The sequence below is a fragment of the Limimaricola sp. AA108-03 genome (genome assembly GCF_050847355.1).
GTDB lineage: Bacteria > Pseudomonadota > Alphaproteobacteria > Rhodobacterales > Rhodobacteraceae > Limimaricola.
In genome coordinates, this window is record NZ_CP193755.1 from 3,140,467 (window position 1) to 3,162,545 (window position 22,079).

General features: G+C 65.9%; 24 protein-coding genes. 12 read left to right on the forward strand and 12 right to left on the reverse strand.

The annotated features are described in order from the left end of the window. Nucleotides 1-28 precede the first annotated feature (28 nt). Complete coding sequence (hslU, locus tag ACRAQ3_RS15295) at nt 29-1,327, forward strand: ATP-dependent protease ATPase subunit HslU (protein ID WP_432255190.1); 1,299 nt, start codon at nt 29-31, stop codon at nt 1,325-1,327. On the opposite strand, the gene ACRAQ3_RS15300 is transcribed toward hslU, so the two are convergent. After that, nucleotides 1,324-2,112, reverse strand: coding sequence for a metallophosphoesterase family protein (locus ACRAQ3_RS15300; RefSeq protein ID WP_269397342.1), 789 nt, complete (start codon nt 2,110-2,112; stop codon nt 1,324-1,326). The genes hslU and ACRAQ3_RS15300 overlap by 4 nt on opposite strands. Beyond that, on the reverse strand, nt 2,109-3,047 hold the full coding sequence (locus ACRAQ3_RS15305; RefSeq protein ID WP_269397343.1) for a diacylglycerol/lipid kinase family protein: 939 nt from the start codon (nt 3,045-3,047) through the stop codon (nt 2,109-2,111). Before ACRAQ3_RS15305 ends, ACRAQ3_RS15300 begins: the two co-directional genes overlap by 4 nt. A gap of 121 nt (nt 3,048-3,168) precedes the next feature. Between ACRAQ3_RS15305 and ACRAQ3_RS15310 the strand changes: the two genes are divergently transcribed. Continuing rightward, nucleotides 3,169-4,416, forward strand: coding sequence for an MFS transporter (locus tag ACRAQ3_RS15310; RefSeq protein ID WP_432255191.1), 1,248 nt, complete (start codon nt 3,169-3,171; stop codon nt 4,414-4,416). Here the strand turns inward: ACRAQ3_RS15310 and ACRAQ3_RS15315 are convergent. The 3 genes from ACRAQ3_RS15315 to ACRAQ3_RS15325 are packed head-to-tail and all read right to left on the reverse strand — an operon-like array spanning nt 4,413 to nt 6,717. Beyond that, on the reverse strand, nt 4,413-5,027 hold the full coding sequence (locus ACRAQ3_RS15315; RefSeq protein ID WP_432256303.1) for a Smr/MutS family protein: 615 nt from the start codon (nt 5,025-5,027) through the stop codon (nt 4,413-4,415). The two genes, ACRAQ3_RS15310 and ACRAQ3_RS15315, sit on opposite strands and share 4 nt — an antisense overlap. Nucleotides 5,028-5,029: 2 nt before the next feature. Beyond that, nucleotides 5,030-6,061: a murein transglycosylase A gene (gene mltA / locus ACRAQ3_RS15320; protein WP_269397345.1), complete on the reverse strand. Its 1,032-nt coding sequence runs from the start codon at nt 6,059-6,061 to the stop codon at nt 5,030-5,032. Beyond that, entirely contained in the window at nt 6,058-6,717 is a 660-nt protein-coding gene (locus ACRAQ3_RS15325; protein ID WP_432255192.1) for a Tim44/TimA family putative adaptor protein, read from the reverse strand. Before ACRAQ3_RS15325 ends, mltA begins: the two co-directional genes overlap by 4 nt. Before the next feature lie 141 nt (nt 6,718-6,858). On the opposite strand from ACRAQ3_RS15325, the gene ACRAQ3_RS15330 reads away from it, so the two are divergent. Beyond that, entirely contained in the window at nt 6,859-7,356 is a 498-nt protein-coding gene (locus ACRAQ3_RS15330) for an FxsA family protein (protein WP_269397347.1), read from the forward strand. A gap of 55 nt (nt 7,357-7,411) precedes the next feature. Next, complete coding sequence (gene secB / locus ACRAQ3_RS15335; protein WP_085895187.1) at nt 7,412-7,957, forward strand: protein-export chaperone SecB; 546 nt, start codon at nt 7,412-7,414, stop codon at nt 7,955-7,957. A gap of 3 nt (nt 7,958-7,960) precedes the next feature. Here secB and dnaQ read toward each other — a convergent pair whose 3' ends face one another. From dnaQ to ACRAQ3_RS15355, 4 genes are read right to left on the reverse strand one after another with little or no spacing between them, the layout of a single operon-like run. Beyond that, complete coding sequence (gene dnaQ, locus ACRAQ3_RS15340) at nt 7,961-8,647, reverse strand: DNA polymerase III subunit epsilon (protein WP_432255193.1); 687 nt, start codon at nt 8,645-8,647, stop codon at nt 7,961-7,963. Beyond that, on the reverse strand, nt 8,640-9,233 hold the full coding sequence (coaE, locus tag ACRAQ3_RS15345; RefSeq protein WP_432255194.1) for a dephospho-CoA kinase: 594 nt from the start codon (nt 9,231-9,233) through the stop codon (nt 8,640-8,642). Before coaE ends, dnaQ begins: the two co-directional genes overlap by 8 nt. Then, a complete protein-coding gene (locus tag ACRAQ3_RS15350; protein ID WP_432255195.1) occupies nt 9,230-10,060 on the reverse strand; it encodes a shikimate dehydrogenase in 831 nt (276 codons plus the stop codon). The genes coaE and ACRAQ3_RS15350 overlap by 4 nt, the downstream gene beginning before the upstream one ends. Further along, nucleotides 10,057-10,656, reverse strand: a complete 600-nt coding sequence (locus tag ACRAQ3_RS15355) for a Maf family protein (RefSeq protein ID WP_432255196.1) — start codon at nt 10,654-10,656, stop codon at nt 10,057-10,059. The genes ACRAQ3_RS15350 and ACRAQ3_RS15355 overlap by 4 nt, the downstream gene beginning before the upstream one ends. A gap of 417 nt (nt 10,657-11,073) precedes the next feature. Here ACRAQ3_RS15355 and hemJ point away from each other — a divergent pair, with 417 nt between their 5' ends. The 7 genes from hemJ to ACRAQ3_RS15390 all read left to right on the forward strand — a co-directional run bounded on the left by hemJ (nt 11,074) and on the right by ACRAQ3_RS15390 (nt 18,390). Further along, nucleotides 11,074-11,523, forward strand: coding sequence for a protoporphyrinogen oxidase HemJ (gene hemJ, locus ACRAQ3_RS15360; protein WP_269397352.1), 450 nt, complete (start codon nt 11,074-11,076; stop codon nt 11,521-11,523). Between the two features lie 133 nt (nt 11,524-11,656). After that, complete coding sequence (gene rho / locus ACRAQ3_RS15365) at nt 11,657-12,931, forward strand: transcription termination factor Rho (protein ID WP_269397353.1); 1,275 nt, start codon at nt 11,657-11,659, stop codon at nt 12,929-12,931. 24 nt (nt 12,932-12,955) lie between these two features. Then, on the forward strand, nt 12,956-14,239 hold the full coding sequence (gene mnmE, locus ACRAQ3_RS15370) for a tRNA uridine-5-carboxymethylaminomethyl(34) synthesis GTPase MnmE (RefSeq protein WP_432255197.1): 1,284 nt from the start codon (nt 12,956-12,958) through the stop codon (nt 14,237-14,239). Between the two features lie 3 nt (nt 14,240-14,242). After that, a complete protein-coding gene (gene mnmG / locus ACRAQ3_RS15375) occupies nt 14,243-16,108 on the forward strand; it encodes a tRNA uridine-5-carboxymethylaminomethyl(34) synthesis enzyme MnmG (protein ID WP_432255198.1) in 1,866 nt (621 codons plus the stop codon). Continuing rightward, the gene (rsmG, locus tag ACRAQ3_RS15380; protein WP_432255199.1) at nt 16,105-16,725 is read left to right on the forward strand and encodes a 16S rRNA (guanine(527)-N(7))-methyltransferase RsmG; all 621 of its coding nucleotides are present in this window, start codon (nt 16,105-16,107) and stop codon (nt 16,723-16,725) included. The genes mnmG and rsmG overlap by 4 nt, the downstream gene beginning before the upstream one ends. Then, on the forward strand, nt 16,718-17,500 hold the full coding sequence (locus ACRAQ3_RS15385) for a ParA family protein (protein ID WP_432255200.1): 783 nt from the start codon (nt 16,718-16,720) through the stop codon (nt 17,498-17,500). The genes rsmG and ACRAQ3_RS15385 overlap by 8 nt, the downstream gene beginning before the upstream one ends. 8 nt (nt 17,501-17,508) lie before the next feature. Then, nucleotides 17,509-18,390 (forward strand): ParB/RepB/Spo0J family partition protein, encoded by an 882-nt coding sequence (locus tag ACRAQ3_RS15390; RefSeq protein ID WP_269397358.1) that lies wholly within the window; start codon nt 17,509-17,511, stop codon nt 18,388-18,390. 6 nt (nt 18,391-18,396) lie between these two features. Here ACRAQ3_RS15390 and hemW read toward each other — a convergent pair whose 3' ends face one another. From hemW to rph, 3 genes are read right to left on the reverse strand one after another with little or no spacing between them, the layout of a single operon-like run. Beyond that, nucleotides 18,397-19,560 carry a radical SAM family heme chaperone HemW gene (gene hemW, locus ACRAQ3_RS15395; RefSeq protein ID WP_432255201.1) on the reverse strand — a complete coding sequence of 388 codons (1,164 nt, stop codon included), beginning with the start codon at nt 19,558-19,560 and terminating at the stop codon, nt 18,397-18,399. Next, the gene (rdgB, locus tag ACRAQ3_RS15400; protein ID WP_432255202.1) at nt 19,550-20,158 is read right to left on the reverse strand and encodes an RdgB/HAM1 family non-canonical purine NTP pyrophosphatase; all 609 of its coding nucleotides are present in this window, start codon (nt 20,156-20,158) and stop codon (nt 19,550-19,552) included. The genes hemW and rdgB overlap by 11 nt, the downstream gene beginning before the upstream one ends. Next, on the reverse strand, nt 20,158-20,865 hold the full coding sequence (gene rph / locus ACRAQ3_RS15405; RefSeq protein ID WP_432255203.1) for a ribonuclease PH: 708 nt from the start codon (nt 20,863-20,865) through the stop codon (nt 20,158-20,160). Before rph ends, rdgB begins: the two co-directional genes overlap by 1 nt. Before the next feature lie 166 nt (nt 20,866-21,031). On the opposite strand from rph, the gene hrcA reads away from it, so the two are divergent. Continuing rightward, a complete protein-coding gene (hrcA, locus tag ACRAQ3_RS15410) occupies nt 21,032-22,066 on the forward strand; it encodes a heat-inducible transcriptional repressor HrcA (RefSeq protein WP_432255204.1) in 1,035 nt (344 codons plus the stop codon). Nucleotides 22,067-22,079: the final 13 nt, after the last annotated feature.

The window sequence follows — 22,079 nt, forward strand, 5'->3', positions numbered from 1 at the left end:
CTTGGCCCCTCATCCGACGAGGAACCCCATGACCGACCTGACCCCCCGCGAGATCGTCTCCGAGCTCGACCGCTTCATCATCGGCCAGAAGGAGGCCAAGCGCGCCGTCGCCGTCGCCCTGCGCTCGCGCTGGCGGCGCAAGCAGCTCTCATCGGATCTGCGCGACGAGGTGTACCCGAAGAACATCCTGATGATCGGCCCCACCGGCGTCGGCAAGACCGAGATCTCGCGCCGTCTCGCCAAGCTCGCGCATGCGCCGTTCCTGAAGGTCGAGGCGACGAAGTTCACCGAGGTGGGCTATGTCGGCCGCGACGTGGAACAGATCATCCGCGATCTCGTGGAGGCCGCGATCTTCCAGACCCGCGAGCAGATGCGTGAGGACGTGAAATCCAAGGCGCATGAGGCCGCCGAGAACCGCGTGATCACGGCGATCGCCGGCACCGATGCCCGCGACCAGACTCGCGAGATGTTCCGCCGCAAGCTGAAGAACGGCGAACTCGACACCACGATGATCGAGATCGAGGTGACCGACAGCTCGAACCCGATGCAGGGCTTCGACGTTCCCGGTCAGCCCGGCGGCATGATGAATCTCGGCGATCTCTTCGGCAAGGCGATGGGCGGCCGCAAGGTGAAGAAGCGCGTCACCGTGGCCGAGAGCTACGAGCTGCTGATCGCCGACGAGGCCGACAAGCTCTTGGACGACGAGACGGTGACCAAGGCCGCGGTCGAGAATGTCGAGCAGAACGGCATCGTGTTCCTCGACGAGATCGACAAGGTCTGCGCCAAGGCCGATGCTCGGGGCGCCGATGTGAGCCGCGAGGGCGTGCAGCGCGACCTTCTGCCGCTGATCGAGGGCACCACGGTTTCGACCAAGCACGGCCCGATCCGCACCGATCACATCCTGTTCATCGCTTCTGGCGCGTTCCATGTGGCCAAGCCCTCGGATCTGCTGCCCGAGCTTCAGGGCCGCCTGCCGATCCGGGTCGAACTGCGCGCGCTGACCGAAGAGGATTTCGTGCGCATCCTGACCGAGACCGACAACGCGCTGACCCGGCAATACGCGGCGCTGATGGGCACCGAAGAGGTGACGGTCGAGTTCACCGAAGGTGGCATCGCGGCGCTGGCGCGGATCGCGGCCGAGGTGAACCGCTCGGTCGAGAATATCGGCGCGCGGAGGCTTTATACCGTGCTGGAACGGGTGTTCGAGGAGTTGAGCTTCACCGCGCCCGACCGGGCCGGCGAGACGATCAAGGTCGACGAGGATTTCGTCGAGGCGCATCTGGGCGAACTGTCGCGTTCGACCGACCTGTCGCGCTACGTGCTTTAGACCTCGCGCCAGACCCCTTTTCCCTTGGCGAAGCGGGCGGTCTGGATGATCTCGAAACGGGGCCGGTCCTCGGCCCCGTAACGTTCGACCTTGATGCGGTCGGGCTCGATATGGAGCAGGTTGAAATTGTTGGTCTCCTCGCGCAGCCGCGAGGAGAGCCCGGTTCCGGCCTGCACCAGAAGCACACCCGGCGCCGCGGTGAGAGGTGCCACCGCGGCGTTGTGCAAATGCCCCGAAAGCACCACGTCGGCGCCGCAGCGCCCGAGGCAGGCCACGGCGGCACGGGCGCCGCGCATCAGCCGCTTTTCGGTGCCCGGATCGTGTTCGAGCGGGTGATGCATCATCGCCAGATGCGTGCGCCCGTCCGGCGCGCCCGCGAAGGCGTCGCAGACACGGCGGATCGTGCGCTGGCTGATCTTGCCCGATTGCCAGGCGAAGCGGTTCACCGTGTTGACGCCGATCAGCGCCACCTCCTCGTCGATGTACTCGGGCTCCAGCTCTTCGCAGATCAGGCTGCGATAGCGGTGGAACGGCTTCACGAAGCGCAGCCACGGGTTGTCGATCGGCGTGTCGTGATTGCCGGGCACGGTATAGACCGGCATTTCCAGCCGCGAGATGAAGTCGGCGGCCTGGGCGAACTGGCTTTCGCGGGCGCGCTGGGTCAGGTCGCCCGAAAAGGCCACCATGTCGGGACCGAGCCGGTTGATCGTCTCGATCAGCGGCTCGAGGAGATCCTCGCGGGTGCGGCCGAAATGCAGGTCCGAGATGTGCAGCACCCGCCTCATGCCGCCGCCTCGCCGGCGGTGTCGGGCACGATGATCCGAAAGGCATTGCGGACCATCTCGAATTCGAGCGGACCGTCCATTGCGAATTTCTCGCCGTCGCAGGCGACGAGCTGACGACGGCGCTTCACGTGAATCACCAGTCGGTCGGCACAGATCAGTTCGAAATCCTCGCCCAGCCGCATCTGCTTGACCGCCAGCCGCACCGCATCCGACAAGAGGCCCATCCGGCCTTCGTCCGGCGCCACGAAGACCGCGAAGCCGCCCCGGCGGATGCAGTCCGCGCCCTGCAGCCCGAAATGCTCAAGCTGGAACGCCGAGCGTGCGGCGAAGACCAGCGGCGTGCGAAACCGGCGGCGCTGCCCCTCGACCTCGATCTCGACCTTGAGCGGCCGGGTAAAGCGCCAGAAGGTCTTGAGCACAGACCAATGCGCCGCGATGCGCCTGCGGCCCCAGCGGCGATAGACCGTCTCGCGCTCCTTGAGGATCGCGGGATAGACCCCGATGCTGGCATTGTTCAGGAACAGCCGCCCGTTGACCGCGCCGAGATCGATGCTGCGGCTGTGCCCGGCAGCGATGACCTTCGCCGCGCCCTCGGGGTCCTCGGGGATGCCGTAGCCGCGCGCGAAGAAGTTGAAGGTTCCCAAGGGGAGCACGCCCAGCGCGCAATCCGAGCCGTTGAGCGCGGAGGCCACCGCCATGATCGTGCCGTCGCCGCCCGCCGCCACCACCGTGCCATAGCCGTCGCGCACCGCGGCCCGGGCGGTTTCGGCGATGTCGCGCCCTTTGACGTGGCACAGCTCGGCCTCCGGACCCAGCACCTTCATCGCGCGGTCGATGGCCTCGGCCTCGCGGCTGTTGCGGCCGGAATGATCGTTACAGATCACACGGATGCCGGCCCGGTCCGGGGCGGGTCGGGCAGCGATCGGGTCGGACATGTCCGCGAGGCTCCTGAAAGGGTTCGGCGGATAAACGCTTGGAGTCGGGGAAGGTTTCGGGGCCTACCGACTTCCACCTCCGGACCAAGGCTGGCACCAAGGGCACGAAAGGCGGCATTCCATGACCCTGATCCGTTTCCTGCGCGACAACGCGCCCTTTCTCGCGGCCGGTGCGCTGCTCAGCTTCGGCTCCTCCTTCGGGCAGACTTTCTTCATCTCGATCTTCGCGGGCGAGATCCGCGCCGAGTTCGGTCTGAGCCACGGCGCCTGGGGCGGGATCTACACGCTGGGCACCACGCTTTCGGCGCTGGTGATGATCTGGGCCGGCGGGCTGACCGACCGGTTCCGGGCGCGCCGTCTCGGCCCCGCCGCGATGACACTGCTGGCGCTGGGCTGCCTGTGCATGGCGGTGCTGCCGGGCAGTTGGGGCTGGGCGCTGGTACCGGTGATATTCCTGCTGCGCTTTGCCGGGCAGGGGATGCTGACGCATATCTCGGTCGTCGCCATGGCGCGCTGGTTCGCCGCCGGGCGCGGCAAGGCGCTGTCGATCGCCTCGATGGGCGTGGCGCTGGGGCAGGCGGTGCTGCCGGTGATCTTCGTGGCGGGGCTCGGCCTGATCGACTGGCGCCTTCTCTGGGTCGCGGCGGCGGCGCTGTCGCTCATGGCGGTACCGCTGGCGCTGCGACTGTTGCGCCGCGAGCGGACCCCGCAGAGCATCGCGCAGGACAGCCAGAGCCTTGGCATGGAGGGCCGGCACTGGACCCGTCTTGGCACGGTGCGGCACTGGCTGTTCTGGATGCTGGTACCGGCGCTGATGGGGCCGCCCGCCTGGGGCACGGCTCTGTTCTTCCAGCAGGTGCACCTCGCCGAGGTGAAGCCCTGGAGCCTCGGGCAATGGGTGGCCCTGATGCCCGTCTTCACCGGCATGACCATCGCGGGGACCTTCGCCGCGGGTGCGGCGCTGGACCGGCTCGGCACGGCGCGGCTGATGCCGTTCCTGATGCTGCCCTGGACCTTGGCCTTCCTGGTGCTGAGCCAGGCCGACGAGCTTGGTCTCGCGGCGCTGGGGCTCGCCATCGCGGGGTTCGGCGGCGGCGTGCAGGCGGTGCTGCCGGGCGCGTTCTGGGCCGAGTTCTACGGCACCCGCCATATCGGCGCGATCAAGTCGGCGGCGGCGGCCGTGATGGTGCTTGGCACCGCGATCGGGCCGGGGGTGAGCGGCGTGCTGATAGATCGTGGCATCGATTTTCCGGAGCAGATGCTCGGCATCGCCGCCTATCTCGGGCTGGCGGGCCTGATGCTCGCTATCGGCGTGCGGCGGGCGGCCCGGTTGTTGCCCATCTCGGAGCCGCTGGTCCGCGCCGCCTAGCGGGCGCGGCGCAGATAGACGTAATAGGCCCCTTCGCCGCCATGGCGGATATGGGCGGGCGTGATCTGCAACACCGCCTCGCGCAGCGGCGACAGGCCGAGCCATTGCGGCACCTGATGGCGCAACACCCCGTGCCGCACCGGCATCGGAGCCTCGTAATCGCGCGCGCGCCCCTTGCCGGTGATCACCAGCACCAGCCTACGACCCATCGCCTGGCTCGACAGGATGAAGGCCACCAGCTCGGGATGCGCCTCCGACAGCGTCATGCCGTGCAGGTCGAGCCGCGCCTCGGGCTTGAGCTTGCCCCGGGTCATCCGCCCATGCGCCTTTGCATCCATCGCCACGGGGGCGGCACGCAGCCGATCGCGCAGGCCGGGCAGCAGATCGTCGGGCCGCTTCGGATCGGCCTTCTGACCGACACGGAACCGGGGCAGGGGATCGAAACGCTCGGACAAGGCGGGCTCCGGCGGGGCCGAAGGTTTTGGGGCGGGAGAGGACGAAATCTCCGCGCCGAGACTTGGCTTGCCGCGCTTGTGCATCGGCGCCGCCTGACGCGCGACACTGTCCCACAACGCCCGTTCCTCGGGCGACAGATGCCTCGGTTTGCGCACCATCAGGCCGGGTCGGCCAGCGTCTGCGGCAACATGTCCCACGCGCGCTGGATCGGCAGCAGCACCACCATCCGGCCGGTATCGCGGGTCCGGCCCGCGCGCTTGCCCGCGAGCCGCCCGGTGCCGAAGAAGATGTCGGCGCGCTGGGCGCCCTTGATCGCCGATCCGGTGTCCTGCGCGATCATCAGCCGGCGGAACCGATCCTCGCCCTCGGTCTCGATCCAGACCGGCGCGCCCAGCGGCACGAAGGCCGGGTCCACCGCGATGCTGCGCAACGGCGTGATCGAGCGGTTCATCGCGCCAAGCGGGCCGCGCTCGGCCGGAACCTCGTTCACCTCGCGGAAGAACACGTAGGAGCGGTTGGTCCAGAGCAGTTCCTTGCCATCCACCGGGTTGCGCCGCACCCAGGACCGGATCACGTCGGCCGAGACCTGGTGCGGCTCGTAGACGCCGCGCGCCACCAGCTCCTGGCCGATCGAGGAATAGGGCTGGCGGTTGGCGGCGCCATAGCCCAGCCGGATCATCCGGCCATTGGGCAGCCGCACCCGGCCCGACCCCTGGATCTGCAGGAAGAACAGGTCGACCGGGTCGACATAGGCGATCTCGAGGCCGCGGCCGCGAAGCGCGCCGCCCTGGTCGATCTCCTGCCGCGTCAGCCAAGGCCCCTCCGAGGGCAGGTCGTCGGGAACGCGGTAGACCGGCGCGACATAGCGCCCGTCGGGCACCTCCGATCCGCGCAGCTCGGGTTCGTAATAGCCGGTGAACAGCGCCTCGCGCCCGTCCTCGATCTGCACCGGCAGGAAGAACAGCTCGAAAAAGCTCTTGGCGTCCTCGGTCTCGTGGCCCAGCGCACAGAGCGCCTGCCAGTCGCGGTCGCGCAGATCGCCGCAGGTTTCGAGAAAGGTGTCGAGCGCGGCGCGGTGGTCGTCGGCGGCCCAGCCCCTGAGCTGGTCGAAGCCAAGGAGCTTCGGGCTGGCCGCCGCGCCGAGCGGCAGCCCCAGGGCCAGCGCCAGTGCCGCCGCGAGCCGGGTCATTCCCCGGTTGCCACCAGTTTCCAGTTGGGATCTTCGCTGCCCATGACGCGGCCGAAGGTCCAGACGTCGCGCTGGCGCTTGATCTCGGAGGTCGAGCCCTCGACGATCTCGCCCGCGGCGTTGCGCACCACGTAGGTCAGTTCGCCGGTGAAGCGCACGGCGATCTCGCCCTCGCGGCTGGCCGCGTCGAAGCTGGCCTCGCGCACCGCGATCTCGCCAAGGCCCACGAAGGTCGCCTCGACCTTGAGCCCCTCGCGCTCGCGCGCGGCGATCACCTCGGCGAAGGCCTCGTAGACGTCATCCGACAGGAACGGCCGCACGCTTTCGAGATCGCCGTTCTCGAACGCCATCAGGATCATCTCGTAGGCGCCGCGCGCGCCTTGCAGGAATTCGCTGAGATTGAAGTTCGGATCCGCCGCCTTCATCGCGTAGAGCGCCTTGGCGGTGTCGCTGTTCTCGGGGACGTGATCGGTGATGTCACGATCCGGCCCGCCCTCGATCACCTCGAATTCGGGGCGGTTGCGGCGCTTCTCGGCCTGCGCCGGAAGGCTCGGCTTCTCGAAGCCCTCCCGCGTTCCCAGCACGCCGCGCAACCGCAGGATCAGGAAGATCGCGATGCCTGCGAGCACCAGAAGCTGGATGATGGGAGAGTTCATTCGGAGCCTCTTGTCAGCACGGACCTCGTACCGGGTCCATGTCGCACCTATGTAAGCCACGCAACCGTTCAAGTCCACCGACCCACCGGCGCGGATTGCCTTTGGGTACGGGGATGACAACACAGTTTCGGGAGACCGCCCATGTGGCTCTTCATCGCCTTCCTCGCCGTGCCGTTGATCGAGATCGGCCTGTTCATCCAAGTCGGCGGGCTGATCGGCTTGTGGCCGACGCTGCTGATCGTGGTGCTGACCGCGATCGCCGGTACCGCGCTGGTGCGCGGGCAGGGCATGCAGGCGATCGCGCGGCTGAAACGCTCGATGAACGAATTCTCCGATCCCTCGCGGCCGCTGGCGGACGGGGCGATGATCCTGTTCGCGGGCGCGCTCTTGCTGACGCCGGGCTTCTTCACCGATGCCTGTGGCTTCGCGCTGCTGGTGCCGGCGGTACGCAGCCGGGTGTTCAAGCTGCTGAAGGACAAGGTGAAGGTGGCGAGCTTCGAGATGGGTCAGCAATCGCCGCACCGGCCCTATGATCCGCGCGGGCCGCAGGCACCGCGCGACACCGTGATCGACGGCGAATTCCAAGAGCTGGGCGAGGGCCGCGCGCCGACCCATCCCTCGGGATGGACACGGCATTGAGGGGCGCCCCGGCGGCTGCTAGACAAAGGGCCAACAGTTACCGGAGGACCCAGTCATGACCGATACACCCGACGCTCCCGCCACCCCCGAGACCGAGGGGCAGGCGCCCCAGCAGCCCAAGGTGACGCAGCGCGTCGTGGCGCAGTACATCCGTGACATGTCCTTCGAGAACGCGCTGGCGCAGAAGGGCCTGACCGGCGACCTGCAGCCCGAGGTCTCGGTGCAGGTCAATCTCGACGCCCGCAAGCGCGGCGCCGAAGGCCAGTACGAGGTGATCACCAAGCTCAACATCACCTCGAAGGCCAAGGAATCCGGCGAGCCGCTGTTCCTGTTCGAGATCGAGTATGCCGGCGTGTTCCAGATCTCCGGCGTGCCGGACGAGCAGCTGCACCCCTATCTGCTGATCGAGTGCCCGCGCATCACCTTCCCCTATCTGCGCCGGATCGTTTCGGACGTGACCCGCGACGGCGGCTTCCCGCCGCTGAACCTCGAGCAGATCGACTTCCTGCAGCTCTACCGCAACGAGCTTCAGCGCCGCGCCCAGGCGCAGCAGGCCCAGAAGGCCTCCGAGGCCGAGCCGGGTCCGTCCGGCACCGCCTGAGGCCTAGCCGAACCTTTTCCAAAGCGCGTCGTCGCCCAGCTTGCCGATGAACTCGGCATGGGCGGCGGCCTCTTCCTCCGTCAGCCGCGCCGGCAGCGGCACGGGACGGGGGCGCGGCCGCCAGTCGGCCTCGGCCTCGCCGGAACGGCCTTGCGCGACGTTCAGCGCGAAATCGGGCTGTCGTCCGCCGATCAGCTCCAGATAGACCTCGGCGAGAATCTCGCTGTCGAGCAGCGCGCCGTGCAGCGTGCGCGACGAGTTGTCGATGCCGAAGCGGCGGCACAGCGCGTCGAGCGAGGCGGGCGAGCCCGGGAACCGCTTGCGCGCGATGGCCAGCGTGTCGAGCGCGCGATCCATCGGGATCTTCGGCATCTTCACCCATGACAACTCGGCGTTGAGGAATTTCATGTCGAAGGCGGCGTTGTGGATCACCAGCCGCGCATCGCCGATGAAATCGACGAAATCCTGCGCGATGGCCGCGAAGACCGGCTTGTCGCGCAGAAACTCGTCGCCCAGCCCGTGCACCTCGAAGGCGCCCTGCGGCATCGAGCGTTCGGGATTGATGTATTGGTGGTAGGTGCGGCCCGTGGGCATGTGGTTGAGCAGTTCGACCGCGCCGATCTCGACGATGCGATCGCCCTCGGCGGGCTCGAAACCGGTGGTTTCCGTGTCGAGAACGATCTCACGCATCGCGCATCTGCCTCCTGATCCGGGCGATCACCTCGCGCACGCCCTGCCGGGCGGCCTCGAGGCTCGTCGTCTCGATCAGGTAATCGGCCTTGGCGCGTTTCTCAACATCCGGCATCTGCCGCGCGAGGATCGCCTCGAACTGCGGCCGCGTCATGCCGGGCCGGGCGAGAACGCGCGCGGCTTGGGTTTCGGCCGGGGCGCTGACCACCACCACGGCGTCCATCTCGGTCGCGCCGCCGGTCTCGTAGAGGAGCGGCACGTCGAGCACGACGATATCGGCCGATCGCGCGGCGACGAACGCCTCGCGGTCGGCCTGCACCAGCGGGTGGACGATCGCCTCGATGCGGGGCAGGGCCTCGGGATCGGCGGCGATGATCTCCTTGAGCGCGGGGCGCGAGACCGCGCCATCGATCACCGCTGCGGGAAAGGCCGCCCCGATGGGCGCCACCGCCGCGCCGCCGCGACCATAGAGCCGGTGCACCGCCGCATCCGCATCCCAGACCGGCAGGCCCTCATCGGCGAACATCCGTGCCGTGGTCGATTTGCCCATGCCGATCGAGCCGGTGAGGCCGAGCCGAAAGCTCATGCCAGCACCGCCGCCCGCGTCGCCTCCGTCACCTGTGGCGTCGCGCCGAACCAACGCTCGAAGCCCGGTACCGCCTGGTGCAGCAGCATGCCCAGACCATCGACCGTGCGGCAGCCCCGGGCCCGCGCCGCGAGAAGCATCGGCGTGTCGAGCGGCGTGTAGACCAGATCGGTCACCAGCGCCGAGCCGGGCAGGGCGGAGAGGTCGAGATCGAAGGGATCGGCGCCCTCCATGCCCAGCGAGGTTGTGTTCACCACGGTCGCCGCGCCGTCGAGCGCGGGTGCCGCCTCGGCCCAGTCGATCACCCGGATCCTCGGGCCGAAGGCCTCGGCCAACGCCTCGGCCCGGGCCCGGGTGCGGTTCGCGAGACGGATCTCGGGCACGTTCGCTTCGATCAGCGCGTCCAGGACCGCCCGCGCCGCGCCGCCCGCGCCGAGCACTACCGCCGGTCCGTCGGCAGGCCGCCAGTCCGGCGCGCCCTGACGCAGGTTCTCGACGAAGCCGTAGCCGTCGGTGTTGTCGGCATGGATGCCGTCTTCGCGAAAGCTCAGCGTGTTGGCCGCGCCGATCCGCGCCGCGCGGGCACTGACATGATCGGCCACCTGCAGCGCCGCATGCTTGTGCGGCAAGGTCACGTTGGTACCGCGAAACCCCATGCGAGGCAGGGTGCGCACGACCTGCTCGAAATCCTCCGGTTCCACGTGCATGGGCACGTAATGCCCGGCGATGCCGAGATCCACGAGCCAGTGCGCGAAGAGCCGCGGCGAGCGGGAATGGGCGATCGGGGCGCCGATGACGCCGGCCAGCGGAATGCGATGCGCGCTCATCGTTGCAGATCTCCCCTCAGCACCAGCCAGTTGATCAGCTCCACCAGCGGCAGGCCGAGCACGGTGAAGTAATCGCCCATCACCCGCACGAATAGGCGCACGCCCTCTTCCTCGAGCTTGTAGCCGCCCACCGAGTGGCGGATCGATTCCCAGTTTCGGTCGACGTAATCGCGCAGATACGTCTCCGAGCATTTCGCCATGTCGAGCCGAACCACGCCGACATGGCGCCAGATCGGCTCACCGTCGCGGCAGACCACCGCCGCCGAAAGCAGCTGGTGGGTCCGGCCCGAAAGCCGGGTGAGCTGTTCGAGCGCCTCTTCGGGACTTTCGGGCTTGGAAAAGATCTCGCCGCCGAGCGCCAGCACCTGATCGCAGCCAAGAACCAGCGCGCCGGGATTGCGGTTCGAGACCTTCAGCGCCTTCATCTCCGCCAGCTTGTCGGCCAGATCACGCGGCGGCGCGCCTTCGGCCAGCAACGCGGCCTTCAGCGCCGCCTCGTCGATGCGCGGCTTCTCGATCTCGAACGGAATCGCGGCCCCTTTGAGGAGACTGGCGCGGATCTCGGATCCGGAGGCGAGGATGAGGGTCTGGGTCATGGCAGCCTGTGGACGACTCTAGGGAGGAATCGGGATCGAATCATGAGCACGACTCGGTGGAAGGTTGTGACCCCTCCCGCGACTCGGGACAAGCGGGGTGAGTCGTCTCCGCGACTCAGCGACTTATCCACGGGGGAAGAGCATAAGCCCGGCATTGGGGATCGTTGTGGGCAAATAGTGGAGTCAAGATCGCGACTCGGGCGCTGCATATGGCAAGCTGAAAATTTAAATCATTCATTTTCAGTATTTTAACCGATGTATCCGAGTCGTTCCGATGGCCTCGACTGCAGGCCCAGCCTGTGGACGACTCTGAGGATATGCCGTCAACGACCGCTTATCCACGGCCCTACTACCCTCTTCATCTTTTCTTTTATCCTTATTCATTTGAGAAGGACCCGGTCTGAGAGAGGGACCGAGATGACCGACTTCGCCGCCTACGCCTATCCGTGGATAAAGACGGGACACATCCTGTCCTTCGTGGCGTGGATGGCGGGCATGTTCTACCTGCCCCGGCTCTTCGTGTATCACGCGGAGCGGGCAGAGAGCGGCTCGCAGCTCGACGAGACCTTCCAGATCATGGAGACGAAGCTCCTGAAGCTGATCATGGGGCCGGCGATGATCTCGACCTGGCTCTTCGGGCTGCTGCTGATCTCCTTCGGCGTCGTTGACTGGTCCGAGCCCTGGCCCTGGATCAAGGCGGCCGCGGTGCTGGCGATGACCGGGATGCATGGCTGGCTGTCGAAGCGGCGCAAGGAGTTCGCCGCAGGCACCAACAGTCGCAGCGGCAGGCAATACCGCATCGCCAACGAGGTGCCGACGCTGCTCTTGCTGGTGATCGTGGTGGCGGTGGTGGTGCGCCCGTTCTGAGGCATCCCGCTGCGCGGCGTTGACGTGCGACTTATCCACGCCTAAGACTGCTCCCGCTTGCCCGTCCGGGCAAAGCGATTCCATTTTCACGACCGACAAGAGCGGCCCGCGGGCTGCCACAGGACCGTTTCCCATGTCCCAGGACCGCCTGAACCTCGCCGATCTCAAGGCGCAGAGCCCGAAGGATCTTCTCTCGCTGGCTGAAGAGCTGGAGATCGAGAACGCCTCGACCATGCGCAAGGGCGACATGATGTTCGCCATCCTCAAGGAGCGCGCCGAGGAGGACTGGGTCATCGGCGGCGACGGCGTGCTCGAGGTGCTGCAGGACGGCTTCGGCTTCCTGCGCAGCCCCGAGGCCAACTATCTGCCGGGTCCCGATGACATCTACGTCTCGCCCGACATGATCCGCCAGTTCTCCCTGCGCACCGGCGACACGGTCGAGGGCGTGATCCAGGAGCCGAACGAGAACGAGCGTTACTTCGCTCTGGTCAGCGTCGAGAAGATCAACTTCGAGGATCCCGACCGCGCCCGCCACAAGGTCGCCTTCGACAACCTCACGCCGCTCTATCCCGATGAGCGGCTTAAGATGGAAGTCGAGGAAGAGGCCGCGACCAAGGATCGCTCGGCCCGGATCATCGATCTGGTGGCGCCGATCGGCAAGGGCCAGCGTTCGCTCATCGTGGCGCCGCCGCGCACCGGCAAGACGGTGCTCCTGCAGAACATCGCCCACTCGATCGAGAAGAACCATCCCGAGTGCTATCTCATCGTGCTGCTGATCGACGAGCGGCCCGAGGAGGTCACCGACATGCAGCGCTCGGTCAAGGGCGAGGTCGTCTCCTCGACCTTCGACGAGCCCGCGACACGGCACGTGGCCGTGTCCGAGATGGTGATCGAGAAGGCCAAGCGCCTCGTCGAGCACAAGCGCGACGTGGTCATCCTGCTGGATTCGATTACCCGCCTGGGCCGCGCCTTCAACACCACGGTTCCGTCATCGGGCAAGGTGCTGACCGGCGGTGTCGACGCCAACGCGCTGCAGCGGCCCAAGCGGTTCTTCGGCGCGGCGCGCAACATCGAGGAGGGCGGCTCGCTCACCATCATCGCGACGGCGCTGATCGACACCGGCAGCCGCATGGACGAGGTGATCTTCGAGGAGTTCAAGGGCACCGGCAACTCCGAGATCGTGCTCGACCGCAAGGTGGCGGACAAGCGCGTCTTCCCGGCGATGGACATTCTCAAATCCGGCACCCGTAAGGAGGATCTTCTGGTCGAGAAGGTCGATCTTCAGAAGACCTATGTGCTGCGCCGCATCCTGAACCCGATGGGAACCACCGACGCGATCGAGTTCCTGATCTCGAAGCTGAAGCAGACCAAGACCAACTCGGACTTCTTCGACTCCATGAACACCTGACGCGGTACGCGCGAGGACTTCTCCATGGACACGATCTATGCCTTGGCCACGGCGCGCGGGCGCGCCGGGGTCGCCGTCGTTCGCATCTCCGGCCCTTCGGCGCGCCGCGCGGCCGAACGGATGGCGGGTGCGCTGCCCGAGCATGGGCGCGGTCTGAGAACGCTGCGGGACGGGGACGGGGAGGCGCTCGACGAGGCGCTGGTGCTGACCTTTGCCGAGGGGCGCAGCTTCACCGGGGCCGAGGTGGTCGAACTGCACCTTCATGGCAGCCGCGCCGTGATCAACGCCGTTCTGGCGCGCCTGTCCGAAATGCCGGGGCTACGCTTGGCGGAAGCCGGAGAATTCACGCGGCAGGCGCTCGAGAATGGGCGTCTCGACCTGTCGCAGGTCGAAGGCTTGGCCGATCTCATCGACGCGGAGACCGAGGCGCAGCGGCGGCAGGCGATGCGCAGCATGGCCGGCGGTCTCGGCGAGAAGGCGGATCTGTGGAAGCGGGATCTCCTCCGCGCCATGGCGCTTCTCGAGGCGGTGATCGATTTCGCGGAGGAGGATGTGCCTGTCGACGTCACGCCTGAGGTGATCGAGTTGCTCGATCGCTGCGAGACGGCGATGCGCCGGGAGATGGAGGGCGTCGGGGCCGCCGAACGAATCCGCGAAGGGTTCGAGGTGGCGATCATCGGGGCGCCCAACATGGGAAAGTCTACGCTTCTCAATTACTTGGCCGGTCGTGACGCGGCGATCATCTCGGATGTGCCGGGAACCACGCGCGACGTGATCGAGGTCCGGATGGAGCTTCGTGGTTTGCCAGTTACGCTGCTCGATACGGCCGGGTTGCGCGATTCCGACGACGAGGTTGAAGCCATCGGGATCGCGCGGGCGCGAAGCCGCGCCGCGAGTGCCGATCTGCGGCTGCATCTCGTGGCGCCGGAAGTTTATGACGACGGCATCTCCGGCCCGGACGACATCGTTCGGATCGGACGCGCGGATCTGGAAGCGGATCCGCGGCCGGGGATTTCCGGCAAGACCGGCACCGGTGTTGCCGAGCTACTCGATGAAATTGCCGGCCGTCTTTCGGAAAGGACCCTAGGGGCCGGGGTCGCGATCAGGGAACGGCATCGCCTGGCTTTGCGTGATGGCATCTTACACATCAATCGTTGCCGTAACATCCTGCTGGAAGGAACCATGAGCCTCGACTTGGCGGCGGAAGAACTCCGACTTGCCGTCAGGGCGCTTGACAGCCTCGTCGGTCGGGTCGATGTGGAGGATATCCTCGGGGAGATCTTCTCCAGCTTCTGTATCGGGAAATAGGAGTTGTTTCACGTGAAACAGAAATCCTACGACATCGTGGTGGTCGGTGGTGGTCATGCCGGCGTCGAAGCTGCTGCCATCGCAAGTCGCATGGGCGCGAAGACGGCCCTGGTGACGATGAAGATTGCGACGATCGGCGCGATGTCCTGCAATCCTGCGATCGGTGGCTTGGGCAAGGGGCATCTCGTCCGCGAAGTCGATGCTCTCGACGGCCTGATGGGGCGAGTGGCGGATGCGTCGGGCATCCAGTTCCGCCTTTTGAACCGACGTAAGGGCCCCGCCGTCCAAGGCCCGCGGCTTCAAGCGGATCGCGACATCTATCGTAGCCGCATGCAGGCGGAGTTGAATGCGATCGAAAACCTCGATCTCGTCGAAGGCGAGGTCTACGACCTGGTCGAGCGCGGCGGTCGGATCTGCGGCGTCGACCTCGCTGATGGAACGCGGCTGGACGCTCGGAGCGTCATTCTGACCACCGGAACCTTCCTGCGCGGCGTGCTGCATTTCGGTGCGGAAACACGGCCAGGCGGTCGGGTAGGGGACGAGGCCTCGACCCGTCTCGCGGAGCGTATCGACGGTTTCGGATTGCAGATGGGCCGACTCAAGACCGGCACGCCGGCGCGCTTGGACGGAAAGACGATCGATTGGGCGCGCTTGGAAATGCAGCCGGGCGACGACGATCCGGTGATGCTGTCGTTCCTGAACAAGCGTCCCGAAGCGCGTCAGATTTCCTGTGGTATCACCCATACCAATCCCGAAGCTCACGACGTGATCCGCGCGAACCTCTCGAAATCGGCAATGCATAGCGGCAATATCAGCGGCACCGGCCCGCGCTATTGTCCTTCGATCGAAGACAAGGTCGTTCGGTTTGCCGAGAAGGAGAGCCATCAGGTCTTCCTCGAACCCGAGGGGCTGAATACCGACACGATCTATCCGAATGGCATTTCCACCTCGCTGCCCATTGAGGTGCAGGAGACCTTCATCCGCGCGATGGCGGGGCTGGAAAACGTCCGTATCGAACAGCCTGGCTACGCCATCGAGTATGATTACATCGACCCCCGAGCGCTGACGCGCGGACTGGAGCTGAAGGACGTCCCGGGGCTGTACCTTGCGGGACAGATCAATGGCACGACCGGCTACGAGGAGGCGGCCGCCCAAGGCTGCGCCGCCGGCCTCGCCGCAGCGTCAGAGGCTTTGGATCGTACGCCCCCGGAGTTCAGCCGGACATCCAGCTATATTGGTGTAATGATCGACGACCTCGTCACGCGGGGTGTGACCGAGCCCTATCGCATGTTCACCTCGCGGGCGGAGTTCCGGCTGTCGCTTCGCGCGGACAACGCAGATCAGCGGCTGACACCCATGGGGCACGCTGCCGGGTGCGTGGATGAGGTGCGCTGGGAACGGTTCTCGGCCAAGATGGACCGTCTCGAAGCCGGGCGTTTGAAACTTGCGAAGCTGAGTTTCGCGCCGCGGGATCTTGCCGCACAAGGTGCAAATCTCAACCCGGATCGTCCGAGAAAGGACGGTATCGAGGCCCTGAGCATCGCCGATGTCGGTTTCAAAATGCTGCGTGCCATCGAGCCTGAACTGGCCGAAATCGACACTGATACCGCGGTTCAACTGAAGAACGATGCGATCTATAGCGCCTACGCGCAGAGACAAGATCGTGACGCCGACTCGATCCGGCGCGACGAAGCACGTCGTCTTCCAATGGATCTCGATTACGCCAGCTTGCCCGGTCTCTCGAATGAGTTGCGGCAGAAACTCGAGGCGGCGCGCCCCCGGTCGGTAGGCGAAGCTGGCAAGATCGAGGGTATGACCGCGGCCGGTATGCTTCTGCTTATCAACGCCAGCCGCCGGTCGGCCGCATGACCGCTGACAGCGTTTTTTTCGACTTGGGTGTTTCACGTGAAACACGAGAACGCTTGATCGCTTACGCCGCACTTGTCCGCAAATGGTCCCCGGCGATTAATCTCGTTTCCAAATCTGACCTGGAGCAGGTCGAAACCCGGCACATTGCCGATTCCCTGCAACTCGCTGACTTCCTTCCTAACGCGCCTGGAACTTGGGCGGATTTCGGATCAGGGGGCGGATTCCCAGGGATCGTGGTGGCCATCTTGGCTGCCGAGCAGGAAAATGGTCTCGACTTGCATCTGGTCGAAAGCGACCAACGGAAAGCGGCGTTCCTGCGAACCGCTGGAAGGGAGCTAGATCTCTCCCTGACCGTCCACTGCACGCGGGTCGAGCAGCTCGCTCCCTTGGGGGCGGCAACAATCAGCGCGCGTGCCTTGGCGCCGCTGACGGATCTACTGTCCTATGCGCACCGGCACCTTGCGCCGGGCGGGCGATGCGTGTTCCTGAAGGGACAGACCTACGCAGCCGAGATCGCCGAAGCACGTAGGTCTTGGCAATTCGACGTCGATGCCCGACAGAGTGTCACCGACCCCGCAGCCCGTATCCTGCTCGTGAGCAACCTGACCCATGCCTGAGACCTGTCGTATCATCGCCCTTGCCAACCAGAAGGGCGGGGTCGGGAAAACCACCACGGCGATCAACCTCGGCGCGGCTTTGGCCAAGGCCGGGCGCCGGGTCCTGCTGGTCGACATGGACCCCCAGGGCAACGCCTCGACGGGCCTCGGGCTTGCCGCCGGTGATCGTCGATCCACTACCTACGATCTGCTACTGGGGCAGGATCCCGCGTCGGAGGGGATACATGGGACGCAGGTCTATGGGCTGGATATCATCCCGGCGACGACCGATCTGAGCTCCGCCGATGCCGAGCTGATGGCCTCGGGCGGCCGCAGTCGCATGCTGCAGCGTCGTCTGGCTGAGCTTATCGCCGACAGGGGCGACTACGACTACGTTCTGATCGATTGTCCCCCGGCGCTGAACCTTCTCACCATCAACGCGATGGTCGCCGCCGGCTCGATGATCGTGCCTTTGCAGAGCGAGTTCTTCGCTCTTGAAGGCCTCTCGCAGCTCATGCTGACATTGCGCGAGGTGCGCAGCACCGCCAATGAAGCCCTGCGGATCGAGGGCATCGTCCTGACCATGTATGATCGCCGCAACAACCTGTCCCAGCAGGTCGAGGCCGACGCGCGCGGCACCTTGGGCGATCTCGTGTTCAAGACGGTAATCCCGCGCAATGTGCGGTTGAGCGAAGCGCCGTCCCATGCCATGCCGGTTCTTGATTACGATCCCGCCTGCGCGGGCACCAAGGCCTATCTGGATCTGGCCGCAGAAGTCATTGAACGGGAGGGATGAGAGCGGATATGGCCGAAAAGCAGAAGACGCGCGGTCTCGGGCGGGGGCTTTCCGCCCTCATGGCCGATGTGACCCAGGATCAGACCACCGCAGAACAGGCAAGGCGTCCCGACATGATGGTTCCGATCGAAAAGATCCGTCCCAATCCGGACCAGCCACGGCGCCATTTCGACGAGACGGCGCTCGAGGAACTCGCATCCTCGATCCGTGAAAAGGGCGTGATCCAGCCGCTGATCGTGCGCCGTGATCCCAATCGCGACGGCTATTTCGAAATCGTCGCCGGTGAACGCCGCTGGCGCGCTTCGCAGATCGCGAAACTGCACGAACTCCCGGTACTGATCCGCGAATACAGCGACACCGAGGTTCTCGAAGTCGCGATCATCGAGAACATCCAGCGGGCCGATCTCAATGCGATCGACGAAGCCGCCGGTTATCGGCAGCTGATGGACCGGTTCGGCCATACGCAAGAGCAACTGGCCAGCGCGCTCGGCAAGAGCCGGAGCCATATCGCGAACTTGATGCGTCTCCTGTCGCTTCCCGCGGATGTGCAGGAAATGCTGACGACCGGCCAGCTGACGGCCGGCCATGCGCGGACCTTGGTCGGCAACGAACATGCCTCCAGCCTCGCGCGCCAGATCCTGCTCAAGGGCATGTCGGTGCGCGACGCTGAATCGCTGGTCCGCAAACCCGGCAAGGCACCGACACCGAAGGCCGCACGCAAGCCGAGCAAGGATGCCGATACCCTTCAGATCGAGAGCGAGCTTTCCGCGACGCTGCAAATGCCAGTGAGCATCGATCACGATAGCCAAGGGGAGGGCGGCCGTATCTCGATGCGCTATCGCGATCTGGAGCAGTTGGACGACATCCTTCGAGTGCTCTCGGGGAACTGAGCCCTCCTAGGCCAGCAATTCCCGCAACACGCCGTTCAGGATCGGTCGGCCCGCCTCTGAGGCGACGAGCCGGTCCTGAACTCTGTTCAAGAGACCCAATTCCATCAGCGCATCCACGCGCCGGTCGAAATCCTCGGCGAGGAGATCGATCTTCTCCGGAAGCTGCACACCCTCTGCCAACCGCAGCCCCATCATAAGGCGTTCTTCGACGCCTTCGAGCGGCGAAAGCCGTACGCGATCGATCTCGCCACCACGACCACTTTCGACCTGCGAAAGCCAGGCTCCGGGCGCTTTCGGCGCTTCGGTGGCATAACGAATGCCGTCGAATTCCAACCGCCCATGCGCGCCCGGACCGATCCCGATCCAATCGCCCGAGCGCCAATAGACGAGGTTGTGCCGGCTCTCCGCGCCGGGAACCGCGTGGTTCGATATCTCATAGGCCGGAAGGCCCGCTTCGGTGGTCAGCGCTTGGGTGATCTCGTACATCTCCGCCGAACGATCTTCGTCCGGCAGACCGCGAAGCCCGCCCCGCGCCAGCCGGTCGCCAAAGGCCGTGCCTTCCTCGACCGTAAGCTGATAAAGCGAAAGGTGGTCGGCGCAAAGCTCCATGGCCCGCCGCAGCTCGCTTTCCCAAGCTTCGGGGCTTTGATCCTGCCGCGCATAGATCAGGTCAAAGCTGATCCGGTCGAAGGCATTGCGCGCGATGTCGAAGGCCCGAAGCCCCTCATCGACACTGTGCAGGCGTCCCAACCGCCGCAGATCCACGTCGTTCAGCGCCTGCATGCCCATCGAGACGCGATTGACCCCGGCATGGCGGTATCCGGTGAACCGGTCCGCCTCGATAGAGGTCGGGTTGGCTTCCAGGGTCACTTCGAAATCGTTGCGCAACCGCCAGTGACGCGAAATCCGGTCGAGGATCGCCCCGACGATGCGCGGTTCCATCAGGCTTGGTGTACCGCCGCCGAAAAAGACCGAGCCGAGAATCCGATCCCCGGTCTCCTCGGCCAAGCGGTCGAGTTCCGTAAGATAGGCCGCGGCCCATCGGTCCTGATCGATCCGCTGCGCGACATGGCTGTTGAAGTCGCAATAGGGGCATTTGGCCTGACAGAAAGGCCAGTGCAGGTAGAGACCGAACCCGCCCCTCTGCCAGTTTTCGACCCTATTCTCCAAGACAGGCCCGCAATTTCTCGACGGCTTGGGCCCGGTGGCTCATAGCGTTCTTGTCCGAGGAATCCATCTCGGCGAAGGTGATGTCATGCCCATCCGGCATGAATATCGGGTCGTAGCCATGGCCCCGCGCACCGCGCATCGGCCAGACGACCTGCCCTTCGGCGAAGCCCTCGAAAACTTCTTCATGCCCGTCGGGCCAGCACAGCACCAGCGTGCAGCAGAACCGGGCGCGATGCGGGGCAGGGCGGCCGCTCGCTTCCAGCTCGCGATGAACCCGCTCCATGGCGATATCGAAATCGCGGCCATTCCCGGTCTCGGCCCAATCCGCGGTATGAACCCCGGGGCGACCATCGAGGTCGAAGACCTCAAGGCCGCTGTCATCGGCCAATGCCGGAATGCCCGTCGCGGCCACGGCGGCGCGGGCCTTGATCCGGGCATTGCCGACGAAACTGTGCTCGGTCTCTTCGGGTTCGGGCAGGCCGTGATCGGCATTGCCGGTCACGGTCACCCCCAACGGCCCGAGCAGGGCGCGGAATTCCTCCAGCTTGCCGGCATTGTGTGTCGCCACGACCAGCGATTTCTCGGTGAAGCGCCGCATCAGGCGGTCGCCTGCAACTGCGCCCGGGCCAGCTCGGCGCAGCCCGCTTCGGCAAGATCCAGAAGCTGGGTCATCTGCTCGCGCGAAAAGGTCGAGCCCTCGGCCGACATCTGCACCTCGATCAGCTTCGACCCGATCATGACGAAGTTGCCATCGACACCGGCCTCGCTGTCCTCGGGATAGTCGAGATCGAGGACCGGCTGCCCGGCATAGAGCCCGCAGCTCACCGCCGAGACCGGATCGCCGAGTGGGTCGGACTTCACCAGCCCGGCGCTCATCAGCTTTTGCACCGCGAGCTTCATTGCGACCCAACCGCCGGTGATCGAAGCGCAGCGCGTGCCGCCATCGGCCTGGATAACGTCGCAATCGATGGTGATCTGCCGCTCGCCGAGCGCGTGGAAGTCGACCCCGGCGCGCAGGCTGCGGCCGATCAGACGCTGGATCTCCTGGGTGCGGCCCGACTGCTTGTCCTTGGCCTCACGTCGCATCCGGCTGTTCGTGGCACGCGGCAGCATGCCGTATTCGGCGGTGACCCAGCCCTGGCCGGAATTGCGCTTGAACGGCGGCACCCGCTCTTCGACCGTGGCGGTGCAGATCACCTGGGTATCCCCCATGCGGATCAGGCAGGAGCCTTCCGCATGGCGGTTGAAGCCCGTTTCGATCTCGACGGCGCGCAGCGCGTCGGGGGTCCGGCCGGAGGGGCGCATGGTCTCATCCTTTCATATGTCGGGCTTGCGCATACGCCTTGCAGGCCACAAATCCAAGGCCGGCATGGGGCCGCATTGACCTCCTGCCGGTGCCGCCCTTACTGTGCCGTGCCCCCAGACAGGACCCAAACCCGCGATGCCAGACAGATCGCCCCGAATCGAGGATATGAACGACCGCTCCCGCGAGGTGTTCCGCCGCGTGGTCGAGGGTTATCTCGAAACCGGCGCCCCGGTCGGATCGCGCACGCTGACCCGGCACATGTCGGAAAAGGTCTCCGCCGCCACCATTCGCAACACCATGCAGGATCTCGAACATCTGGGTCTGCTCGGCAGCCCGCATGTCAGCGCCGGGCGGATTCCCACCCAGACGGGCCTGCGGATGTTCGTCGACGGGCTTCTCGAGGTCGGCGATCTCGATGGCGAGGACCGCCGCCGCATCGACCAGTCGATGCAGGAGGCCGATGGCGACGTGACCACGCTGCTCGACCGGGTCGGACACGCGCTGTCGGGGATCACCCATGGCGCATCGCTGGTGCTGACGCCCAAGCACGAGGCGCCGATCAAGCATGTCGAATTCGTCTCGCTTTCGCCGGATCGGGCGCTGGTGGTGCTGGTCTTCGCCGATGGCCATGTCGAGAACCGCATCTTCACCCCGCCGGCCGGTCAGACGCCTTCCTCGATGCGCGAAGCGGCGAATTTCCTCAACGCCATCGCCGGCGGTCACACGTTGCGCGAACTGGCTGGCGTGATCTCGCGCGAGATCGCGGCCCGGCGGCAGGAGATCGACCGGCTCGCCGCCGATCTCGTCGAATCGGGCCTCGCCACATGGGTCAATCCGGGCGAGCAGGGCGAACGCCTGATCGTGAGGGGTCGCGGAAACCTGCTCGGTGGCCCGGGCGAGGAGGCGGATCTGGACCGGATCCGTTTGCTCTTCGACGATCTCGAACGCAAACGTGACATCGCGCAGTTCCTTGACCTTGCCGAAGAAGGTGACGGGGTGCGGATTTTCATCGGCTCCGAGAACAAGCTTTTCTCACTTTCGGGTTCCTCTCTGGTGGTTTCTCCTTATATGAACGCCGACCGTAAGATCATCGGCGCCGTGGGCGTCATCGGGCCGACCCGTCTCAATTACGGGCGGATCGTGCCCATCGTGGACTACACAGCACAGTTGGTCGGGCGCCTCGTCTCCGACCGCTCCTGAAGGGAAAGACGAT